Origin of the sequence: Brevibacillus soli (genome assembly GCF_044759095.2) — a bacterium.
Lineage (GTDB): Bacteria > Bacillota > Bacilli > Brevibacillales > Brevibacillaceae > JBIYSM02.
Genome location: NZ_JBIYSM020000016.1, coordinates 65,157 through 80,728 on the forward strand (window position 1 = coordinate 65,157; position 15,572 = coordinate 80,728).

Below are 15,572 nucleotides of genomic sequence, written 5' to 3' on the forward strand. Positions count from 1 at the left end.
TCCCTAAGTTCTTTCTGACGTTCCTATGCTTTTCTAATATTATTGTACTGTTTCGGAGTACTTGTCTCCCAGGAAGTCTTCGTAAACGCGCTCCCACACGACCGTAAAGTTCATTTTCTCGTCGTCCGGAATTTCCAGCATGTTCTCGATCGGCTCCTGCAGGTACGGAGTCAGCTTGATCAGGACTTCAGTCAGCATGGCGTCGTTGGTGTTGAGCATTTCCTTCAATTCCGCCTTGGACAGGCTGAAGCTGTTCTCTTCCTTCTCATGCAGCATCAGAATCAAGCGGCTGAAGATCGGATGAACAAGCGCTTCCAGCTTGATGTGGTTCAATGCGAGCTGTTCCTCTTCTTTCAGGGCAAAAATCTCTTGAACATCCGGGAAAGGATGGACAGGTACGTCCCACACATCTCCCTTGTCAAGGACCAGGCCCCATTTTACGAACAGTTGAATCGCTTCCTCACGGGAAGTCGGGTAAGCGAATTGGGAACGCTCCAGGAATTTTTTGTGCTTCTCCAGAAGCTTGACGTAGTTGTTGTAGGATTCCTCCGACTTGAATGCGCTTGCTTCCGGTTTGGTAAATGCGCCTTCCAATCCTTTTATCGCATCCAGGGCCTTGTTCATTTCTTCCTTTGTATCGTACTTGGAAACAACATAGCACATGGATTGGAACAATACGTTCATCTCGTGGGAAAGAACGCTGGACCAGCCGTTGGCTGTAAAGCCGCTGGGAATCACCACATCTTCATTATTCTTGCGTACTTCGCGAATTGTTTGCATCTCATGCACTCTCCTTGTCCAAAAACATACCGTTCAACCATGCCAGCAGAGCATTAGGTTTATTATATACTCAAATGGACCTGTATTTCCAATCGAATAAGGAAAAAACCCCGACGCCATGAAGCGCGGGGATTTTTTCGGGCCCCGCCCGGCGCAGCGTTAGCTATGGCCGGGTGGGTTTTTACAGCTTATTGGTAACTTCGAGACGTGCCAATGCACGTTGCAGTGCCAGTTCAGCACGGCGTACATCCAGATCCGGGTGCTTGTCGATCAGGCGTTTTTCTGCACGGGCTTTTGCCTCTTGTGCACGAGCTACGTCGATATCCTCAGGCAGCTCGGCCGTCTCGGCCAGGATCGTGACTTTATCGCCGCGTACTTCCATAAAACCGCCGCTCACTGCGATCTTGGTCTCTTTGTCGCCTTCTTGTTGAATCCGAACAGGCGCTATTTTCAGCGGGGTTACCAGCGGCATGTGGTTCGGCAAAATGCCAAGGTCCCCTTCAACACCGCGGGCAATGACCATTTTGGCATCGCCGCTGTAGACAACCCGTTCAGGAGTTACGACTTCGACTGTCATCTTACTCACTTACTGTCTCCCCTTTCCAGGGTTGTCTTACGCCATTTGCTTCGCTTTCTCTACCGCTTCTTCGATCGTGCCTACGTAGATGAAAGCTGCCTCAGGCAGATGATCGTACTTCCCTTCAAGGATTTCCTTGAAGCTGCGCACGGTTTCCTTCAACGGTACGTATTTTCCAGGGTTGCCTGTAAATTGCTCGGCAACGTGGAACGGCTGAGACAAGAAACGTTGGATGCGGCGAGCACGTGCTACGATTTGCTTGTCTTCATCGCTCAATTCGTCCATACCCAGGATCGCGATGATGTCTTGCAGTTCCTTGTAACGTTGCAGGATTTTTTGGACGCCGCGTGCTACATCATAGTGCTCTTGTCCAACAATGTCAGGAGACAGGGCACGGGAAGTAGATGCAAGCGGGTCTACCGCTGGGAAGATACCCAACTCAGCGATGGAACGCTCCAGGTTGGTGGTAGCGTCCAAGTGAGCAAAGGTTGTCGCCGGTGCCGGGTCGGTATAGTCGTCCGCCGGTACGTAAATCGCTTGGATGGACGTAACGGAACCTTTTTTCGTAGAGGTAATACGCTCTTGCAGCTGACCCATCTCGGTAGCCAGCGTTGGCTGATAACCTACCGCGGATGGCATACGGCCGAGCAGCGCGGATACCTCGGAACCTGCTTGGGTAAAGCGGAAGATGTTGTCGATGAAGAGAAGAACGTCACGGCCTTCTTCATCACGGAAGTACTCCGCCATGGTCAGACCGGTCAGCGCCACGCGAAGACGGGCACCAGGCGGTTCGTTCATTTGACCGAATACCATCGCAGTTTTCGGAAGAACGCCTGCGTCTTTCATCTCATGGTACAGGTCGTTACCTTCACGGGTACGCTCACCTACACCGGCGAATACGGAGATACCGCCGTGCTCTTGGGCGATGTTGTTGATCAGCTCCTGGATGGTAACGGTTTTACCTACACCCGCACCACCGAACAGACCGATCTTACCACCTTTGATGTAAGGAGCGAGCAGGTCGATAACCTTAATACCGGTTTCCAGAATTTCCACTTTCGTCGCTTGTTCCACGAACTCAGGCGCTTTGCGGTGAATCGGGTCGCGGCGCTCAACTGTACCCAGTTCTTTCAGGTCGATTGGTTCGCCCAGTACGTTGAATACACGGCCCAGTGTTACGGAACCAACCGGAACGGAAATCGGAGCCCCGGTATCTACAGCTTCCATGCCGCGGACAAGACCGTCGGTGGAAGACATCGCAACGGTACGTACCAGATTGTCACCCAGGTGAACGGCAACCTCAACCGTCAAGTCGATGTCGCGTTCCCCTGCGCTTTGGGCTTTATGTTGAATCTTGATCGCATTGTAAATGGCAGGCAGGTGTCCGCGTTCGAACTCAATGTCGACAACGGGACCCATTACCTGAACCACGCGTCCTTTCGCCATCTTATTTCTTCCCTCCTATAAAGCTGATGTGGAGATTGTACTACCTTGTATTTACGCCTGTGCGTTCGCTCCAGCGACGATCTCGGAGATCTCTTGCGTAATTGCTGCCTGACGAGCGCGGTTGTATTGCAGCGTGTAACGTCCGATCATGTCGGTCGCGTTATCCGTTGCGTTACCCATCGCTGTCATTTGAGCACCGTAGAAGGACGCTTTCGCATCAAGCAGCGCACTGTAGACCAGTGTTTCCGCATATTTCGGGAGCAGATCGGCAAGAACCTCTTCAGCGTTTGGCTCATATTCGTAGTTCACTTTACGACCCGCATCTTCTGCTACAGCGTCCAACGGGAGCAGTCGTGATACGGTCGGGACCTGCGAAATCGCACTTTGGAATACATTGTAGCAGAGGTAGAGTTCGTCGATTTTCTCATCGGCGAACAGCTGCACGGCTGCACTGGCAATCTTTTTGATGTCTGCAAAAGTCGGACTTTCCGGAAGGCCTACTACTTCGTCAATTACCGGATAGTTGCGCTTGCGGAAAAAATCCCGTCCTTTGCGACCAATCACAAAGATTGTATACTCATCCTGCGATTTATGCTTTTCTGCGATGGTTTGGATCACTTTTCGGATCATGTTCCCGTTGTATCCACCGGCAAGTCCGCGGTCAGAGGTAATGACGATATACCCGGTCTTTTTCACCGGACGGGATTGCAGCATCGGATGCTTAACCGAAGTCGTACCGCTTGCGATGCTTGCAATCACTTCCTGGATCTTGCGAGCATAGGGACGTGCTGCTTCCGCCTTCTGCTGTGCACGGCGCAGTTTCGCTGCAGCCACCATCTTCATCGCTTTCGTGATCTGACGGGTATTCTTCACGCTTTTAATGCGACGGCGTAATTCACGTATACCTTTAGCCACTCGTTTTTCACCACCTTGGGTGTACATGCCGGGCCATTCTCAGCACGGCATGCACAAGATGTCTATCTCTTCACGATTAGCGAGTTACCGCAAAACCTTTTTTGAACTCTTCAATTGCAGCGTTCAACTCTTTTTCATCCGGCAGATCTTTCGTCGTACGAATGTGCTCTGCCAATTGTGGCTTGCTGGAGTCAACATATGCCAAGAATTCTTTTTCGAAACGACGTACGTCTGCTACCGGAATATCATCCAAGAAGCCTTTGACCGCCACATAGATAGACAATACTTGCTTCTCAACCGGCATTGGTTCGAATTGGCCTTGTTTCAGGATTTCCATCAGACGCTCACCGCGTGTCAGACGAGCTTGTGTCGCTTTGTCCAGATCGGAACCAAACTGCGCGAAGGCAGCCAACTCACGATACTGAGCCAATTCAAGTTTCAAGGAACCTGCAACTTTTTTCATCGCCTTGATTTGCGCCGCACCACCTACACGGGATACGGAGATACCGGAGTTCACTGCAGGACGCTGACCGGCGTTGAACAGGTCTGTTTCCAGGAAGATCTGACCGTCCGTAATGGAGATGACGTTGGTCGGAATGTAAGCAGATACGTCACCTGCTTGTGTTTCAATAAATGGCAGCGCTGTAATGGAACCGCCACCCAAATCATCGGACAGCTTCGCAGCGCGCTCCAAGAGACGGGAGTGCAGATAGAATACGTCACCCGGATATGCTTCGCGGCCTGGAGGACGGCGGAGCAAGAGGGACATTTCACGGTAGGCAGCCGCTTGCTTGGACAGGTCATCGTATACGCAGAGAACGTGACCGCCTTTGTACATGAAGTACTCAGCCATGGTTACACCGGCATAAGGAGCCAGATAGAGCAGCGGAGCCGGATCGGAAGCCGTCGCGGATACCACGATGGTGTACTCAAGTGCGCCATGTTTGCGCAGTGTTTCTACTACGTTTGCAACGGTGGATTGCTTCTGGCCGATGGCCACGTAGATACAAATCATGCCGTTGCCTTTTTGGTTGATGATCGTGTCGAGCGCGACCGCTGTTTTACCTGTTTGACGGTCACCAATGATCAACTCGCGCTGACCGCGACCGATCGGAATCATCGCGTCGATCGCTTTGATACCGGTTTGCAGCGGCTCATGAACGGATTTACGCGCCATGACGCCAGGAGCCGGGCTTTCGACCGGACGGAATTCCGTAGTGTTGATCGGACCAAGACCATCGATCGGTTGACCGAGCGGGTTCACAACGCGTCCAACCAGCGCTTCACCGACAGGAACCTCCATGATGCGGCCTGTACGTTTTACTGTGTCGCCCTCTTTAATGTCGCGGAAAGGACCGAGAATAACGACACCCACGTTATCTTCTTCCAAGTTGAGTACCATACCCATTACGCCATTTTGGAACTCGAGGAGCTCACCCTGCATGGCTTTTTCCAAACCGTGAACGCGCGCGATACCGTCACCGACTTGGATAACCGTACCTACGTCCACTACTTCGATCTCAGATTTATAATTAGCGATCCGCTCTTTAATGAGGGTGCTAATTTCTTCAGGTCTGATTGCACTCACTTACATTCACCCCATTCGTTCAGACAGTCTTAGATTTGATGCGCGAAGTGTTCCAGCTTCGTCTTAATGCTGCCGTCGTACAAACGGTCTCCGATTCTCACAATGCAACCGCCGAGAATCGAGGCATCTACCACCGTTTGAATGCGCAGCTTCTTGTTCAGCATCTTTCCGAACTTGTCTGCAAGCGTCGCCAGTTCGTCGCCTGTCAACGGCATCGCACTGGTGACGATCGCATCGGCAATGCCGCGAGATTCGTTCGCCAATTGAACATAGCTCGTGAGGATGTTTGCGAGGTCGGATTCGCGTCCGTTTTCAATCACTACACCCAGGAAGTTCTTGATCTCTTCCGACACATGAGCTTGGAACAGTTCATTTGCCAGCTCTTTCTTCGCTTCCGAGGAAAGGCGCGGGTGAAGCAAAATTTTGCTCAGCTCCGCATTTTGGTTTACGGCATCCACAACTGTGTTCAGTTCCGTTTCGATCTGATCGATTTTACCGCGCTCACTTGCCACTTCAAACAAGGCACGAGCGTAACGCTTTGCTACTGCACCGCTCATAGGCGATCTCCTACTTGTGCGAGGAATTTGTCAATCGCAGCTTTTTGAGAGGCTTCGTCCAGTTCTTTTTCAAGAATCTTGGAGGCGAGGAGCACAGACAGACTGGTCATTTGTTCTTGCAGTTCCGCTTTTGCTTTTGCCACTTCGCGAGCCAGTTCCGCACTCGCTTCCGCTTTCATGCGCTCCGCAGCAGATTGGGCTTCCGCCACGATTTTCGCAGCTTCATCGGAAGCTTGCTTGGTTGCGCGGTCGATAATGGATTTCGACTCTACACGAGCCTCATCCAGTACACGGCGTTGTTCCGCAAGCAGAGCTTCCGCCTCTTTGCGGTTGCGCTCCGCTGAATTGATTTCGTTTTCTACGTATTGACGACGTTTTTCCATAACCGCCACGATTGGTCCCATGGCGAACTTGCGAACAGCCAACAACAGCACAAGGAAAACAATCGCTTGTGTCAGCATCGTGCCCCATTCGAGGGATACGGCACCAAAGTCGAGCATCGAGTTCACTCCTTCCTAAAGCACAGGAGAATATTTATCAATCAAACGCTTGAAGCAACTTTTTCACAAAATAGAGGCGAAGGTCAAGCCCCCGCCCTTCCATTCGTTTGTAACGCTCGCTTACAGACGACCGTACAGGATGAAACCGATCGCAACTGCGATAATCGGAACCGCCTCTACGAGACCCAGACCCAGGAACATAAGACCCATCAGGTTACCACGTGCTTCCGGTTGACGAGCAACACCTTCAATTGTACGAGAGATAACAAGGGAGTTACCGATTGCTGCACCAAGAGCAGCCAGACCAAATACGATACCGATTGCAAGAGCCAAACCTTCCATTGTAGAAAAACCTCCTTAGATTTGTAAAAAGATAATGTGGTGAAGATTAATGATCTTCGTTAACTTGTTGCGAGATATACACCATGGTAAGCGTCGTGAAGATAAACGCTTGAACAGAGCCAACGAACACGGAGTAACCAAGCCACAAGAACAGCGGGATAGACCCAAACACACCTACAGCCAAAAGGAACGCAATCAAGACTTCGCCTGCGAAGATGTTACCGAAAAGACGCAACGGAAGCGTCAGCGGCTTGATGATAAACTCTTCGAGGATGTGAATTGGATTCAAGAAGGTATGCTTCAACCATCCACCAAAGCTTTTGCGGATCCCGAGAAAATGAGAGTACAGGAGAACGATGAACGCCAGCGCAAATGTTACGCTTGGGGCCGCGGTGGGAGATTTCCACCAGGCAACCACCACCCCGTGACCTTCCGGATTCGCCAGTTCTTCCTGAATGTGATGGACTTTTTGTTCTTTCGCTTCTTCTGAAGTGGACAGAGTCAACATGTCCATAAAGCTATCGCTGATCTGGTGATGGCTGGTATTGACGTTGAACAAAAGACCCAGCTGGTTCCCGATGAAGATGTACAGGAACAGCGTGACGCCGAGTGTGACCATTTTCGCAGCAACCTTCGGCTTCATGAAGCCTCCGGCGATCCCGTAGACAAAGTCAACGATCCACTCCATCAGGTTTTGGGTACCCTTCGGCACACCGGCTGTCAGGTTGCGGGTCAATCCTGTTACGAGGAGCAGCACCACCAGCGAAGTCACCACAATCATGATCATGGTCGGTATGTCAAAAACCATACCAAACACTTCAAAACGCGGAGAAAAATGCATGTATTTCACCCCTTTCTTCCACATTAGTCTGTTGCCAAAAACAAAAGAAGGTAAAGAAATGCAGCTAATCTATTTTAAGGAGCGATAAACAAATAGAAAACCTAGCAGTTGAAAGAGGAACAGGCCCAATATGACGCCTGAAAACACAAAGGTATGGGGAAAACGAACCGTAAGAAAAACGGCAAACCCGACAACCAGGAGCCGCTGCAGCATTCCGGTTCCCTTGGGCCGGACACTTGGATCTACTGCCATCTGACCGATTCGCCATGTTTTGCTGAAGAGGACGGATCCATTCAAAAGGCTACCGAACATCCCCAGCAGGAGACTTTGCAAAAACAGCCTGTACTCAGGCAACAGGGCCCAGAGTATCGCGACAAGGGCTATACATAAAAAAGCATAGCGAAATGTCTTGCGCATCGCCAAAGAAAACGTTTGCATCATCCATCTCCCTACAAGTAACCGCGTATAATCCGATATACGCTGTACACGCCGACGCCCAGGCCAACGAGCAGGCCCAGCATCATAAACCACGGCTTGGTGGCGAGCAGTCCATCTATGTATTTGCCCAGGTATACGCCAGATACCACACAGACGGCCATATCGACGCCAATCAAACTGACCAGACCGACAGCCTGCCAAGGATTGTCGATTTTCGGCAATTGACAGTCTCCTCTCGTGTGAGTGTTTAAAAAGGAGGACAAACAGGGCCAAGGTCGGCTAAAAGCGCCAACATCCTGTTGGCAACGCCGACACTTGCACATCCTGTGCGGCGCAACCGAGATGCGACGGCAATGTTTCCCGGACTTTTTAAACATCCTCATCAGACATAAGGAGAGGGCAGGCGGTATTATTACCCCTATGCCCTCATCCATATTAACGAAGATTTATTCCCTTTGTCAACTTACCTGTCACTAAGTACACAAAGCGTTCACATTTGAAAAACCAAGGAAATATTGGCGTTTTTCCGGAGCTGTTGACCGGGCCTAACTAGACCCTCAGGGACGACGCAACGAAGAAATCCGACAGAGATGTTTGGCCTATGCTACAGTTTTTCGACAATCGTCGCTACACCCTGCCCCCCGCCGATGCACAGGGTGGCTAATCCATATTTTGCCCCTTCGCGCTTTTGCAATTCGTGAATCAATGTAACGAGTACGCGGGCACCGCTTGCCCCGATAGGATGACCCAGAGCGATGGCTCCGCCGTTTACATTCAGCTTGTCGCGATTGAATCCGAGCTCCTTGCCAACGGCCAGAGATTGTGCGGCGAACGCTTCATTTGCTTCGATCAGGTCAATCTGATCCAGAGTCAGCCCCGCTTTTTCCAGTACCCGTCTGGTCGCGGGAACCGGACCGATTCCCATGATGCTTGGGTCTACACCCGCGCTTGCATTGGCCACAATGCGAGCCAGCGGCTTCAATCCCAGTTCGTCAGCTTTCTCTCGGGACATGATCAAAAGCGCCGCGGCACCGTCGTTGATACCGGACGCATTGCCGGCTGTCACGCTGCCGTCCTTTTTAAACGCCGGACGAAGTTTGCCCAGAGCCTCGGCCGTCACTCCCGCACGCGGGAACTCGTCCGTCTCAAACAGCAGCGGCTCACCCTTTTTCTGCGGAATGGCAACAGGCACGATCTCGTCCTTGAAGCGTCCTTCCGCCAGCGCCTTTTGCGCTTTTTCCTGACTCCAGGCCGCAAACTCATCCTGCTCTTCCCGGCTCAATTCGTATTTGCTGCAGAGGTTTTCCGCGGTAATGCCCATGTGGTAATCGTTAAAGGCACACCACAAACCGTCACGGATCATCGAGTCCACAACCTTCTGGTCGCCCATGCGGTAGCCGCCGCGCGCGCCTTCCAGGAGGTACGGAGCCTGGCTCATGTTTTCCATGCCACCGGCCAGCACAATATCCGACTCACCCGCCACGATGGACTGGGTCGCGAGATGAACGGCTTTGAGCCCGGAACCGCACACCTTGTTAATCGTCATGGATGGGACTTCCTGCAGCAATCCCGCCTGAATGGAAGCCTGACGCGCCGGGTTTTGCCCCAGTCCGGCCTGCAGTACGTTCCCCATAATGACTTCACCGACCCGCTCTTTTGCTACACCGGCTTTGTTCAAGGCGCCTTCCAGCACAATGGCCCCCAGCTTGGTTGCGCTGACACCTGCCAGCGTCCCTTGAAAGTTCCCGATGGCGGTACGAACAGCACTTACGACGACTACCTCTTTCTGACTCACCGAAAGATCACTCCTCAAGACAGGATGATTGTGGACATATACCCTCATTCAATTCGGTTGATTTGCAAATTATTCCTGCCGGCCTGCCGTAAAAGCTTCATGAAGAAAGCCAACTCGCTGTGTCATTTCCTGCAAAAAAAGAAGACCGCTCAGACGGTCTTCGGGTTGTTAAGAAAGTGACTGCAGTGGGAGAAGTATGTTTCCAGTCTTCGCTCCACTCTACGCCCTTCAGGGAGTATAGACTGTCCTCTCCGCAACGATTCACGGGGGAGCGCCAAAGCAGTAGCCGCTCCGCTGTTCATTCAGAGTGACGCTCCTAATTCCCGCGAATTCGTCGCTTCGTTAGGCGGGGCTTCGCCAGTCGCTCCGCCTGGATACACAACTGCTCCTCATGGTAGTCGTTTGTCAACCAAATGCTACTTCTTCTTGTGCAAAATCCGGTACAATGCCACTACGCAAACGGCACGGGTGGTTGGCTTGTTCGGCTCGAACTTGCTTCCGGCCGGGTCGATCAGCCCCAAACCAACCATGTTGGCGATGGAACCGGATGCCCACGCAGGCCAGGATTTTTGATCGGCGAGCGCCTTGGTCAGGTTGCCCTTTTGCTTGAGCACACGGTCCAGAATAACGGCTGCTTCCGCGCGCGTAACCGGCTGGTCAGGTCGGAACGTTTTGTCCGGATATCCTTTCACCAGTCCTTTTGTCACTGCCACTTGCACAGCCCCCTGGGCGTAGGCCGGTACCTTGTCCTTAAAGGCCAGCTTTGGCGCAGACGGCAAATCCCACTGGAAGACGCGAGCGAGCAGTGTAACGAACTGCGCTCTCGTCAGGGATAACTCGGGGCCGAAAGTCGTTGCCGTCATCCCTTTCACCAGTCCCTTTTCCGCCATGTAGGTGATTTCCGCCCTGGCCCAATGGTTGGCGATGTCGACGAAGGCAGCGTTGTTCGGCTTATCGAGGTAGTACGGGATGTAGGTGCCGTAGGCATTTACTTCGTACACCCAGTTGCCCTTGGCGTCCGCCGTTCCGGGCAGCGGGTCAAACGTCCCGTTCACCTCGTTGACGTAGAGCAGTCCGATGCCTTTGTTGGCCAGCCAGTTTTTCGGCGTCAAAGTGAGCGTCGCGGGTGATATCGAGAACCGGTCTGATTGACCCGGCTTCAGCGTAACCGGCTTGAGCGTGAACGAGTAGTCTGCCGGCACGTATCCCGGAAGCGCCTGCGGCACAATCGATTGGACGTCAATTCTCGCCTGATCCAGATATCCTGCCGCTCGCACCAGCGAGTAATGGAGATCCAGTTCGGAACCCAGCGAAAGGGTCCCCGGTATTTCCGGCGCGACATCTCGGCCGGTCGGTTGGCTGCCTGCCTGGAACGGTTGAAGCAGAGACACTTCGTCGAAGTACAGCGTGCCTTTTTCCTGCTGGTTGCCGTCCTCGACGCGATCGACAACATAAATGCTCTTCAACTGCAGCGGATAGCTTACACTTCCCGGGAAGTAGCCTTTTACCTGCTTCCATCCCGTCCAGTCGATTTCTTTTGCCAGGTCGACGTAAACCGTCTTGCCTTTGGCATCAACCACTTCGGCACGGAGCCAATGCTTGCTGTTGTCGCCGTTTACCCACAGTCCCAATCCGATCGGCTTGCCCGGAATGGCAACAGGCTGCGATCCGACGCGGCCGTACGCGATGCGCACGTCGTTCTGCGGCGCGCCGGCGAAGTTGTAGGTAAGCTTCGCTGCCTTGCGCGTGCGGTAGACTGGTTCCGTGACGGCCGTAAAGGAACCGCTCGTGCTGAGCGATGCTGGATATCCAGCATGGTGCATCGAGGTCTGGTTGTCAAACGTGAGCCACGGCTGCTCTGTCTGCCCGACGGTAAACGGTACGGAGGCAGTCAGGCCGTCGTACGCGATCGTCAACGTGCCTTTCCCCGGCTGATCGGTTGCGACGAGCTTCAGCTTGTCGTTTACGGAAGCGATCGCCGTATCTGTGTATGCCTGCACGCTGAGCGGTGTCGCTTGAATCAATTGTCCTTTTTTCGTCTTTATCTTGACGTCAAGTGTGAGCGCCTGTCCCGGTGCCACGTTGATCGGGTTCGGTGAAACGACGATCTGCTGCACGTCGCTGCCGGATAAGACATGAATGTCTTTGCGCTGTGTTACGCCGCCGGATGTGGCGACGATGGAGGTTCGACCCGATCTGCTGGCGGTAAAGCGCTGGCCGTCAAACACACCTGCGTCCGGCTGCTCGGTCGACCACGCAATTTCGGACGGACGGATAATGTACGGCAGGTAGTGGTTATCGTACGCCTTGGTCGTGAACTCCACGGTTTGCCCAATCAGCATCTCGGTTGGTCCGTCGATTTGGAACCCGGCCAGTTCTCCCGGCGGTGCTGTATTGTAAACGGCAAGTCCGGTCGGCACGCGGCGTTCGGTACCTTCCTTGGGTTGGTTAATCAGCTTGGCATGGGTCTCACCAAGCAGCCGCGCCGACATGGTCGTGGAACCGCCGCCGTCAAAGTTAACGGCTCTGTACGCTCCCAGCTCGGCCATAATTTTCGCCATTTCATCCATGTAGACACCCTTGGCCCCGTCTACGGTTACCATGTAAAGCGTCTTTCCATCCTGCGACACCCCAACGGCTGTCCGGGCGTTAATATTTTTTATGTAGCTGTCTACCTGGAACGAGGTCAATGGTCTGCCCTGATCAACCAACAGCACGTTGCCGCCAACCGCCTGTGCCCAATCGCGGTCAAGCGGGGTTGTCTGGTATTCCACGGTCGCACTCGTCCCTACCGGGAACTGCTGCTGCAGGAAAGCGGCTGCCGGTCCATGTCCCCACAGCACGTAACCGTTATAAGGGATATACGCGCCGGGCTGATTCACCCTCACTTCCTTGGCGACGTTGTCGACAAAGACCACTTCCACTACGTTTTGGTAGCCCGGAATCGCCCCCAAACTTGTTTTTCCGAATGCGGGCGTATACATGTTCAACTGGTTGAGGTGGCTTTTGCGACCTTCACTCGGGTTGTACTCTTCCTTGTTAATTCCTTGCAGCGGATAGGAAACGCCGCTCGGAGCGGTCACTTTGCCTGAAAAGCCGAATTTTTCGATCGCCGCCGTCTTGTCCGACGTCAAGCCCAGGCTGTACCAATAGGAGATATGCCCCATAGAGGAAACCAATTCTTTGTCTTTCATCACAATGCCAAACGGGGCTCCTCTTTTGGACATGTTGAAAAAGTCGGCGTTCACGGCGGCAACAGCGCCCGTCTCCCGGGCCATCTGGGTAACCGTTTGCCGTTCCGTCAGCTTGCCGTTGGTGCCGTAAACTGGCTTTACTTCCACATAGGGATTGTTCAGATCCACCTTGGTTACAAGGATGGTGATTTGTTGATCAGCAAAAGATTTCGTATATTTCAGTAACGCAGCGCCTTCCCCGATCGGCGTTTGCCACACCATTTGCAGTGAACTGGTTTCCGCCCGCGCTTGTGCCACCTGGGAAGCGAGCGGAACAAAGGCTCCCCACGCGAGGGCCGCCGCTGTAAGAAGCGACACCATCTTCCGCGCTCTCATGTTGATAACTCCTCTCCGTTTCACAAACTCTCTTTTCTCTCTAGTTGCAAACAACTATTGGTATAGACGCACCAAGTGTGGTGATAGTTTCATCATTTGACCAAATTTCTTTTGTGGAAAAAGCAACCAAAAAAGAGGCGTCCAATAGAACGCCTCTCGTTGTTGCTATCGATCGGTTTACTTTCCAGGCTGGAACGGTTCGGGGCGCTCCGGGCGCAGTCCGAAATGATAGAGAATGGCTTCGACGATCCGTCTGGAGGCTTGTCCGTCTCCGTACGGGTTGGCTGCTTGCGCCATCGCATCGTAGGCGGACTGGTCGCGAAGCAGATGGTCAGCCATGCGGTATACCTGGTCTTCGTCCGTGCCTGCGAGTTTCAAGGTTCCCGCCTGGATCCCTTCCGGACGCTCTGTCGTGTCCCGCAGAACCAGCACAGGCACGCCAAGAGACGGCGCTTCTTCCTGAACGCCGCCGGAGTCCGTAAGTATCAGGTGGGCACGGCGGGCGAAGTTGTGGAAGTCAAACGCATCCAACGGATCGATAAGATGAATGCGCTCGTGGTTACCCAGCACTTCCCGCGCCACGTCCTGAACGGCAGGGTTCAGGTGAACCGGATAGACAACGGCGATGTCGGCATGCTCGTCTGTCAGCCGTCTCACCGCGCGGAAAATGCGGCGCATCGGTTCGCCCAGGTTCTCGCGGCGGTGCGCGGTCATGAGCACCATTTTGTGTCCGGCTACTTTGTCCAGAACCGGATGGGTGTAGTCGCTGCGAACAGTGGTCTGCAGCGCGTCAATCGCCGTATTCCCGGTGATGTAAATGCCGGCTTCCGGCTTGTTCTCCCGGCGCAGGTTCTCCGCAGAGCCTTCCGTTGGCGCAAAATGCAGGTCGGCCATCACGCCGGTGAGCTGACGGTTCATTTCCTCCGGGAAAGGGGAGTACTTGTCATACGTCCGCAGTCCCGCTTCCACATGGCCGATGGCGACCTGGTTGTAAAAGGCAGCCAGGCTGGCTACAAACGTCGTGGTGGTATCCCCGTGCACCAGGACGATATCCGGCTTTGTCTCTTTCATCACCTGATCCAGACTTTCCAGCGCGCGGGTGGTGATTTGCACCAGCGTCTGCCTGTCCTTCATGATATTCAGGTCGATGTCCGGCTGGATTTGAAAAATCTCCAGCACCTGATCAAGCATTTGGCGATGCTGCGCCGTAACGCAGACAATCGATTCGATCTGATCTTCATGCTTTTTCAACTCGTGCACCAGCGGGGCCATTTTGATGGCTTCCGGCCTCGTCCCGAACACCGTCATGACTTTGCATTTTTTCATAGGTCTTCTACCCCTACTTTGTCCCGAACAAGCGATCGCCTGCGTCTCCCAACCCAGGAACGATATAGCCGTGGTCGTTCAAATATTCATCAATGGCCGCAACGTAAATGTTCACGTCAGGATGCTCTTCCTGTACCAGCCGTATTCCTTCCGGAGCGGCAATCAGGCACATCAGCTTCAGGTTTTTGGCCCCGCGCTTCTTCAGGGCGGTGAGAGCAGCGGCAGCCGAGCCTCCTGTTGCCAGCATCGGATCAATCACAATCAGATCGCGCTCGGCGATGTCGGTCGGCAGTTTCACGTAGTACTCAACCGGCTGCAGGGTTTCCGGGTCGCGGTACAGACCCACATGTCCCACTTTGGCCGCCGGAATCAGCTTCAGGATCCCGTCCACCATGCCAAGACCGGCGCGGAGAATGGGAATCAGGCCTACTTTTTTCCCGGAGATCACACGCGCTGTACAGGTGGATACCGGCGTCTCAATGGTCGTCTCTTCAAGCGGCATGTCGCGGGTAATCTCGTACGCCATCAGCGTAGCCACTTCGTCTACCAGTTCACGGAACTCTTTCGTTCCGGTGTTCTTATCGCGAATAAAGGTCAATTTATGCTGGATCAGTGGATGATCAAACACGTATACACGGTTCATACCCGTTCCTCCGTTTCCGTTACAGTGCATCCTTCTCATAATAGCGGAGGAGCGTTCGCTCGTCAATTTATCCAATATTCATACGGAATCGCACTAAGAAAACCCAGCCGGCATTAGCTAACGCTTCGCCGGGCGGGGCCCCGAACACTTTTCTAGCGGCTGTATGGGATGTCCAATTTTATAAATTCTGGTGTATGAAATAATGTCCTTAAACAAAGGAAAATCCCCAGCGACTACGGAAAAAAGAAGTACCTG

15 protein-coding genes are annotated in these 15,572 nt (G+C 53.3%); all 15 read right to left on the bottom strand.

Going from position 1 to position 15,572, the window contains the following annotated elements:
- Positions 1 to 39: 39 nt before the first annotated feature.
- The 15 genes from ACE99V_RS08815 to upp all read right to left on the bottom strand — a co-directional run bounded on the left by ACE99V_RS08815 (position 40) and on the right by upp (position 15,317).
- On the bottom strand, positions 40 to 780 hold the full coding sequence (locus ACE99V_RS08815; protein ID WP_400490701.1) for a DUF6042 family protein: 741 nt from the start codon (positions 778 to 780) through the stop codon (positions 40 to 42).
- 181 nt (positions 781 to 961) lie between these two features.
- Entirely contained in the window at positions 962 to 1,366 is a 405-nt protein-coding gene (locus tag ACE99V_RS08820; protein WP_400490702.1) for a F0F1 ATP synthase subunit epsilon, read from the bottom strand.
- Between the two features lie 27 nt (positions 1,367 to 1,393).
- The gene (gene atpD, locus ACE99V_RS08825) at positions 1,394 to 2,803 is read right to left on the bottom strand and encodes a F0F1 ATP synthase subunit beta (protein ID WP_400490703.1); all 1,410 of its coding nucleotides are present in this window, start codon (positions 2,801 to 2,803) and stop codon (positions 1,394 to 1,396) included.
- Between the two features lie 51 nt (positions 2,804 to 2,854).
- Positions 2,855 to 3,718 (bottom strand): ATP synthase F1 subunit gamma, encoded by an 864-nt coding sequence (gene atpG, locus ACE99V_RS08830; protein WP_400490704.1) that lies wholly within the window; start codon positions 3,716 to 3,718, stop codon positions 2,855 to 2,857.
- A gap of 76 nt (positions 3,719 to 3,794) precedes the next feature.
- Positions 3,795 to 5,306: a F0F1 ATP synthase subunit alpha gene (gene atpA, locus ACE99V_RS08835; protein WP_400490705.1), complete on the bottom strand. Its 1,512-nt coding sequence runs from the start codon at positions 5,304 to 5,306 to the stop codon at positions 3,795 to 3,797.
- Between the two features lie 29 nt (positions 5,307 to 5,335).
- Positions 5,336 to 5,863 carry a F0F1 ATP synthase subunit delta gene (locus ACE99V_RS08840; protein WP_400490706.1) on the bottom strand — a complete coding sequence of 176 codons (528 nt, stop codon included), beginning with the start codon at positions 5,861 to 5,863 and terminating at the stop codon, positions 5,336 to 5,338.
- Positions 5,860 to 6,363, bottom strand: coding sequence for a F0F1 ATP synthase subunit B (gene atpF, locus ACE99V_RS08845; RefSeq protein WP_400490707.1), 504 nt, complete (start codon positions 6,361 to 6,363; stop codon positions 5,860 to 5,862). The genes ACE99V_RS08840 and atpF overlap by 4 nt, the downstream gene beginning before the upstream one ends.
- Before the next feature lie 120 nt (positions 6,364 to 6,483).
- Positions 6,484 to 6,705, bottom strand: a complete 222-nt coding sequence (gene atpE / locus ACE99V_RS08850) for a F0F1 ATP synthase subunit C (protein WP_049740871.1) — start codon at positions 6,703 to 6,705, stop codon at positions 6,484 to 6,486.
- A gap of 46 nt (positions 6,706 to 6,751) precedes the next feature.
- Entirely contained in the window at positions 6,752 to 7,546 is a 795-nt protein-coding gene (gene atpB, locus ACE99V_RS08855) for a F0F1 ATP synthase subunit A (RefSeq protein WP_400490708.1), read from the bottom strand.
- Positions 7,547 to 7,615: 69 nt separating this feature from the next.
- Positions 7,616 to 7,987, bottom strand: coding sequence for an ATP synthase subunit I (locus ACE99V_RS08860; protein WP_400490709.1), 372 nt, complete (start codon positions 7,985 to 7,987; stop codon positions 7,616 to 7,618).
- 8 nt (positions 7,988 to 7,995) lie between these two features.
- The gene (locus ACE99V_RS08865) at positions 7,996 to 8,205 is read right to left on the bottom strand and encodes an AtpZ/AtpI family protein (RefSeq protein WP_400490710.1); all 210 of its coding nucleotides are present in this window, start codon (positions 8,203 to 8,205) and stop codon (positions 7,996 to 7,998) included.
- Positions 8,206 to 8,588: 383 nt separating this feature from the next.
- Positions 8,589 to 9,779 (bottom strand): acetyl-CoA C-acetyltransferase, encoded by a 1,191-nt coding sequence (locus ACE99V_RS08870; RefSeq protein ID WP_400490711.1) that lies wholly within the window; start codon positions 9,777 to 9,779, stop codon positions 8,589 to 8,591.
- Positions 9,780 to 10,195: 416 nt separating this feature from the next.
- A complete protein-coding gene (locus ACE99V_RS08875; protein WP_400490712.1) occupies positions 10,196 to 13,348 on the bottom strand; it encodes a phosphodiester glycosidase family protein in 3,153 nt (1,050 codons plus the stop codon).
- 177 nt (positions 13,349 to 13,525) lie between these two features.
- A complete protein-coding gene (gene wecB / locus ACE99V_RS08880; RefSeq protein WP_400490713.1) occupies positions 13,526 to 14,674 on the bottom strand; it encodes a non-hydrolyzing UDP-N-acetylglucosamine 2-epimerase in 1,149 nt (382 codons plus the stop codon).
- Between the two features lie 13 nt (positions 14,675 to 14,687).
- Positions 14,688 to 15,317: a uracil phosphoribosyltransferase gene (gene upp / locus ACE99V_RS08885; RefSeq protein WP_400490714.1), complete on the bottom strand. Its 630-nt coding sequence runs from the start codon at positions 15,315 to 15,317 to the stop codon at positions 14,688 to 14,690.
- Between the last annotated feature and the right edge of the window lie 255 nt (positions 15,318 to 15,572).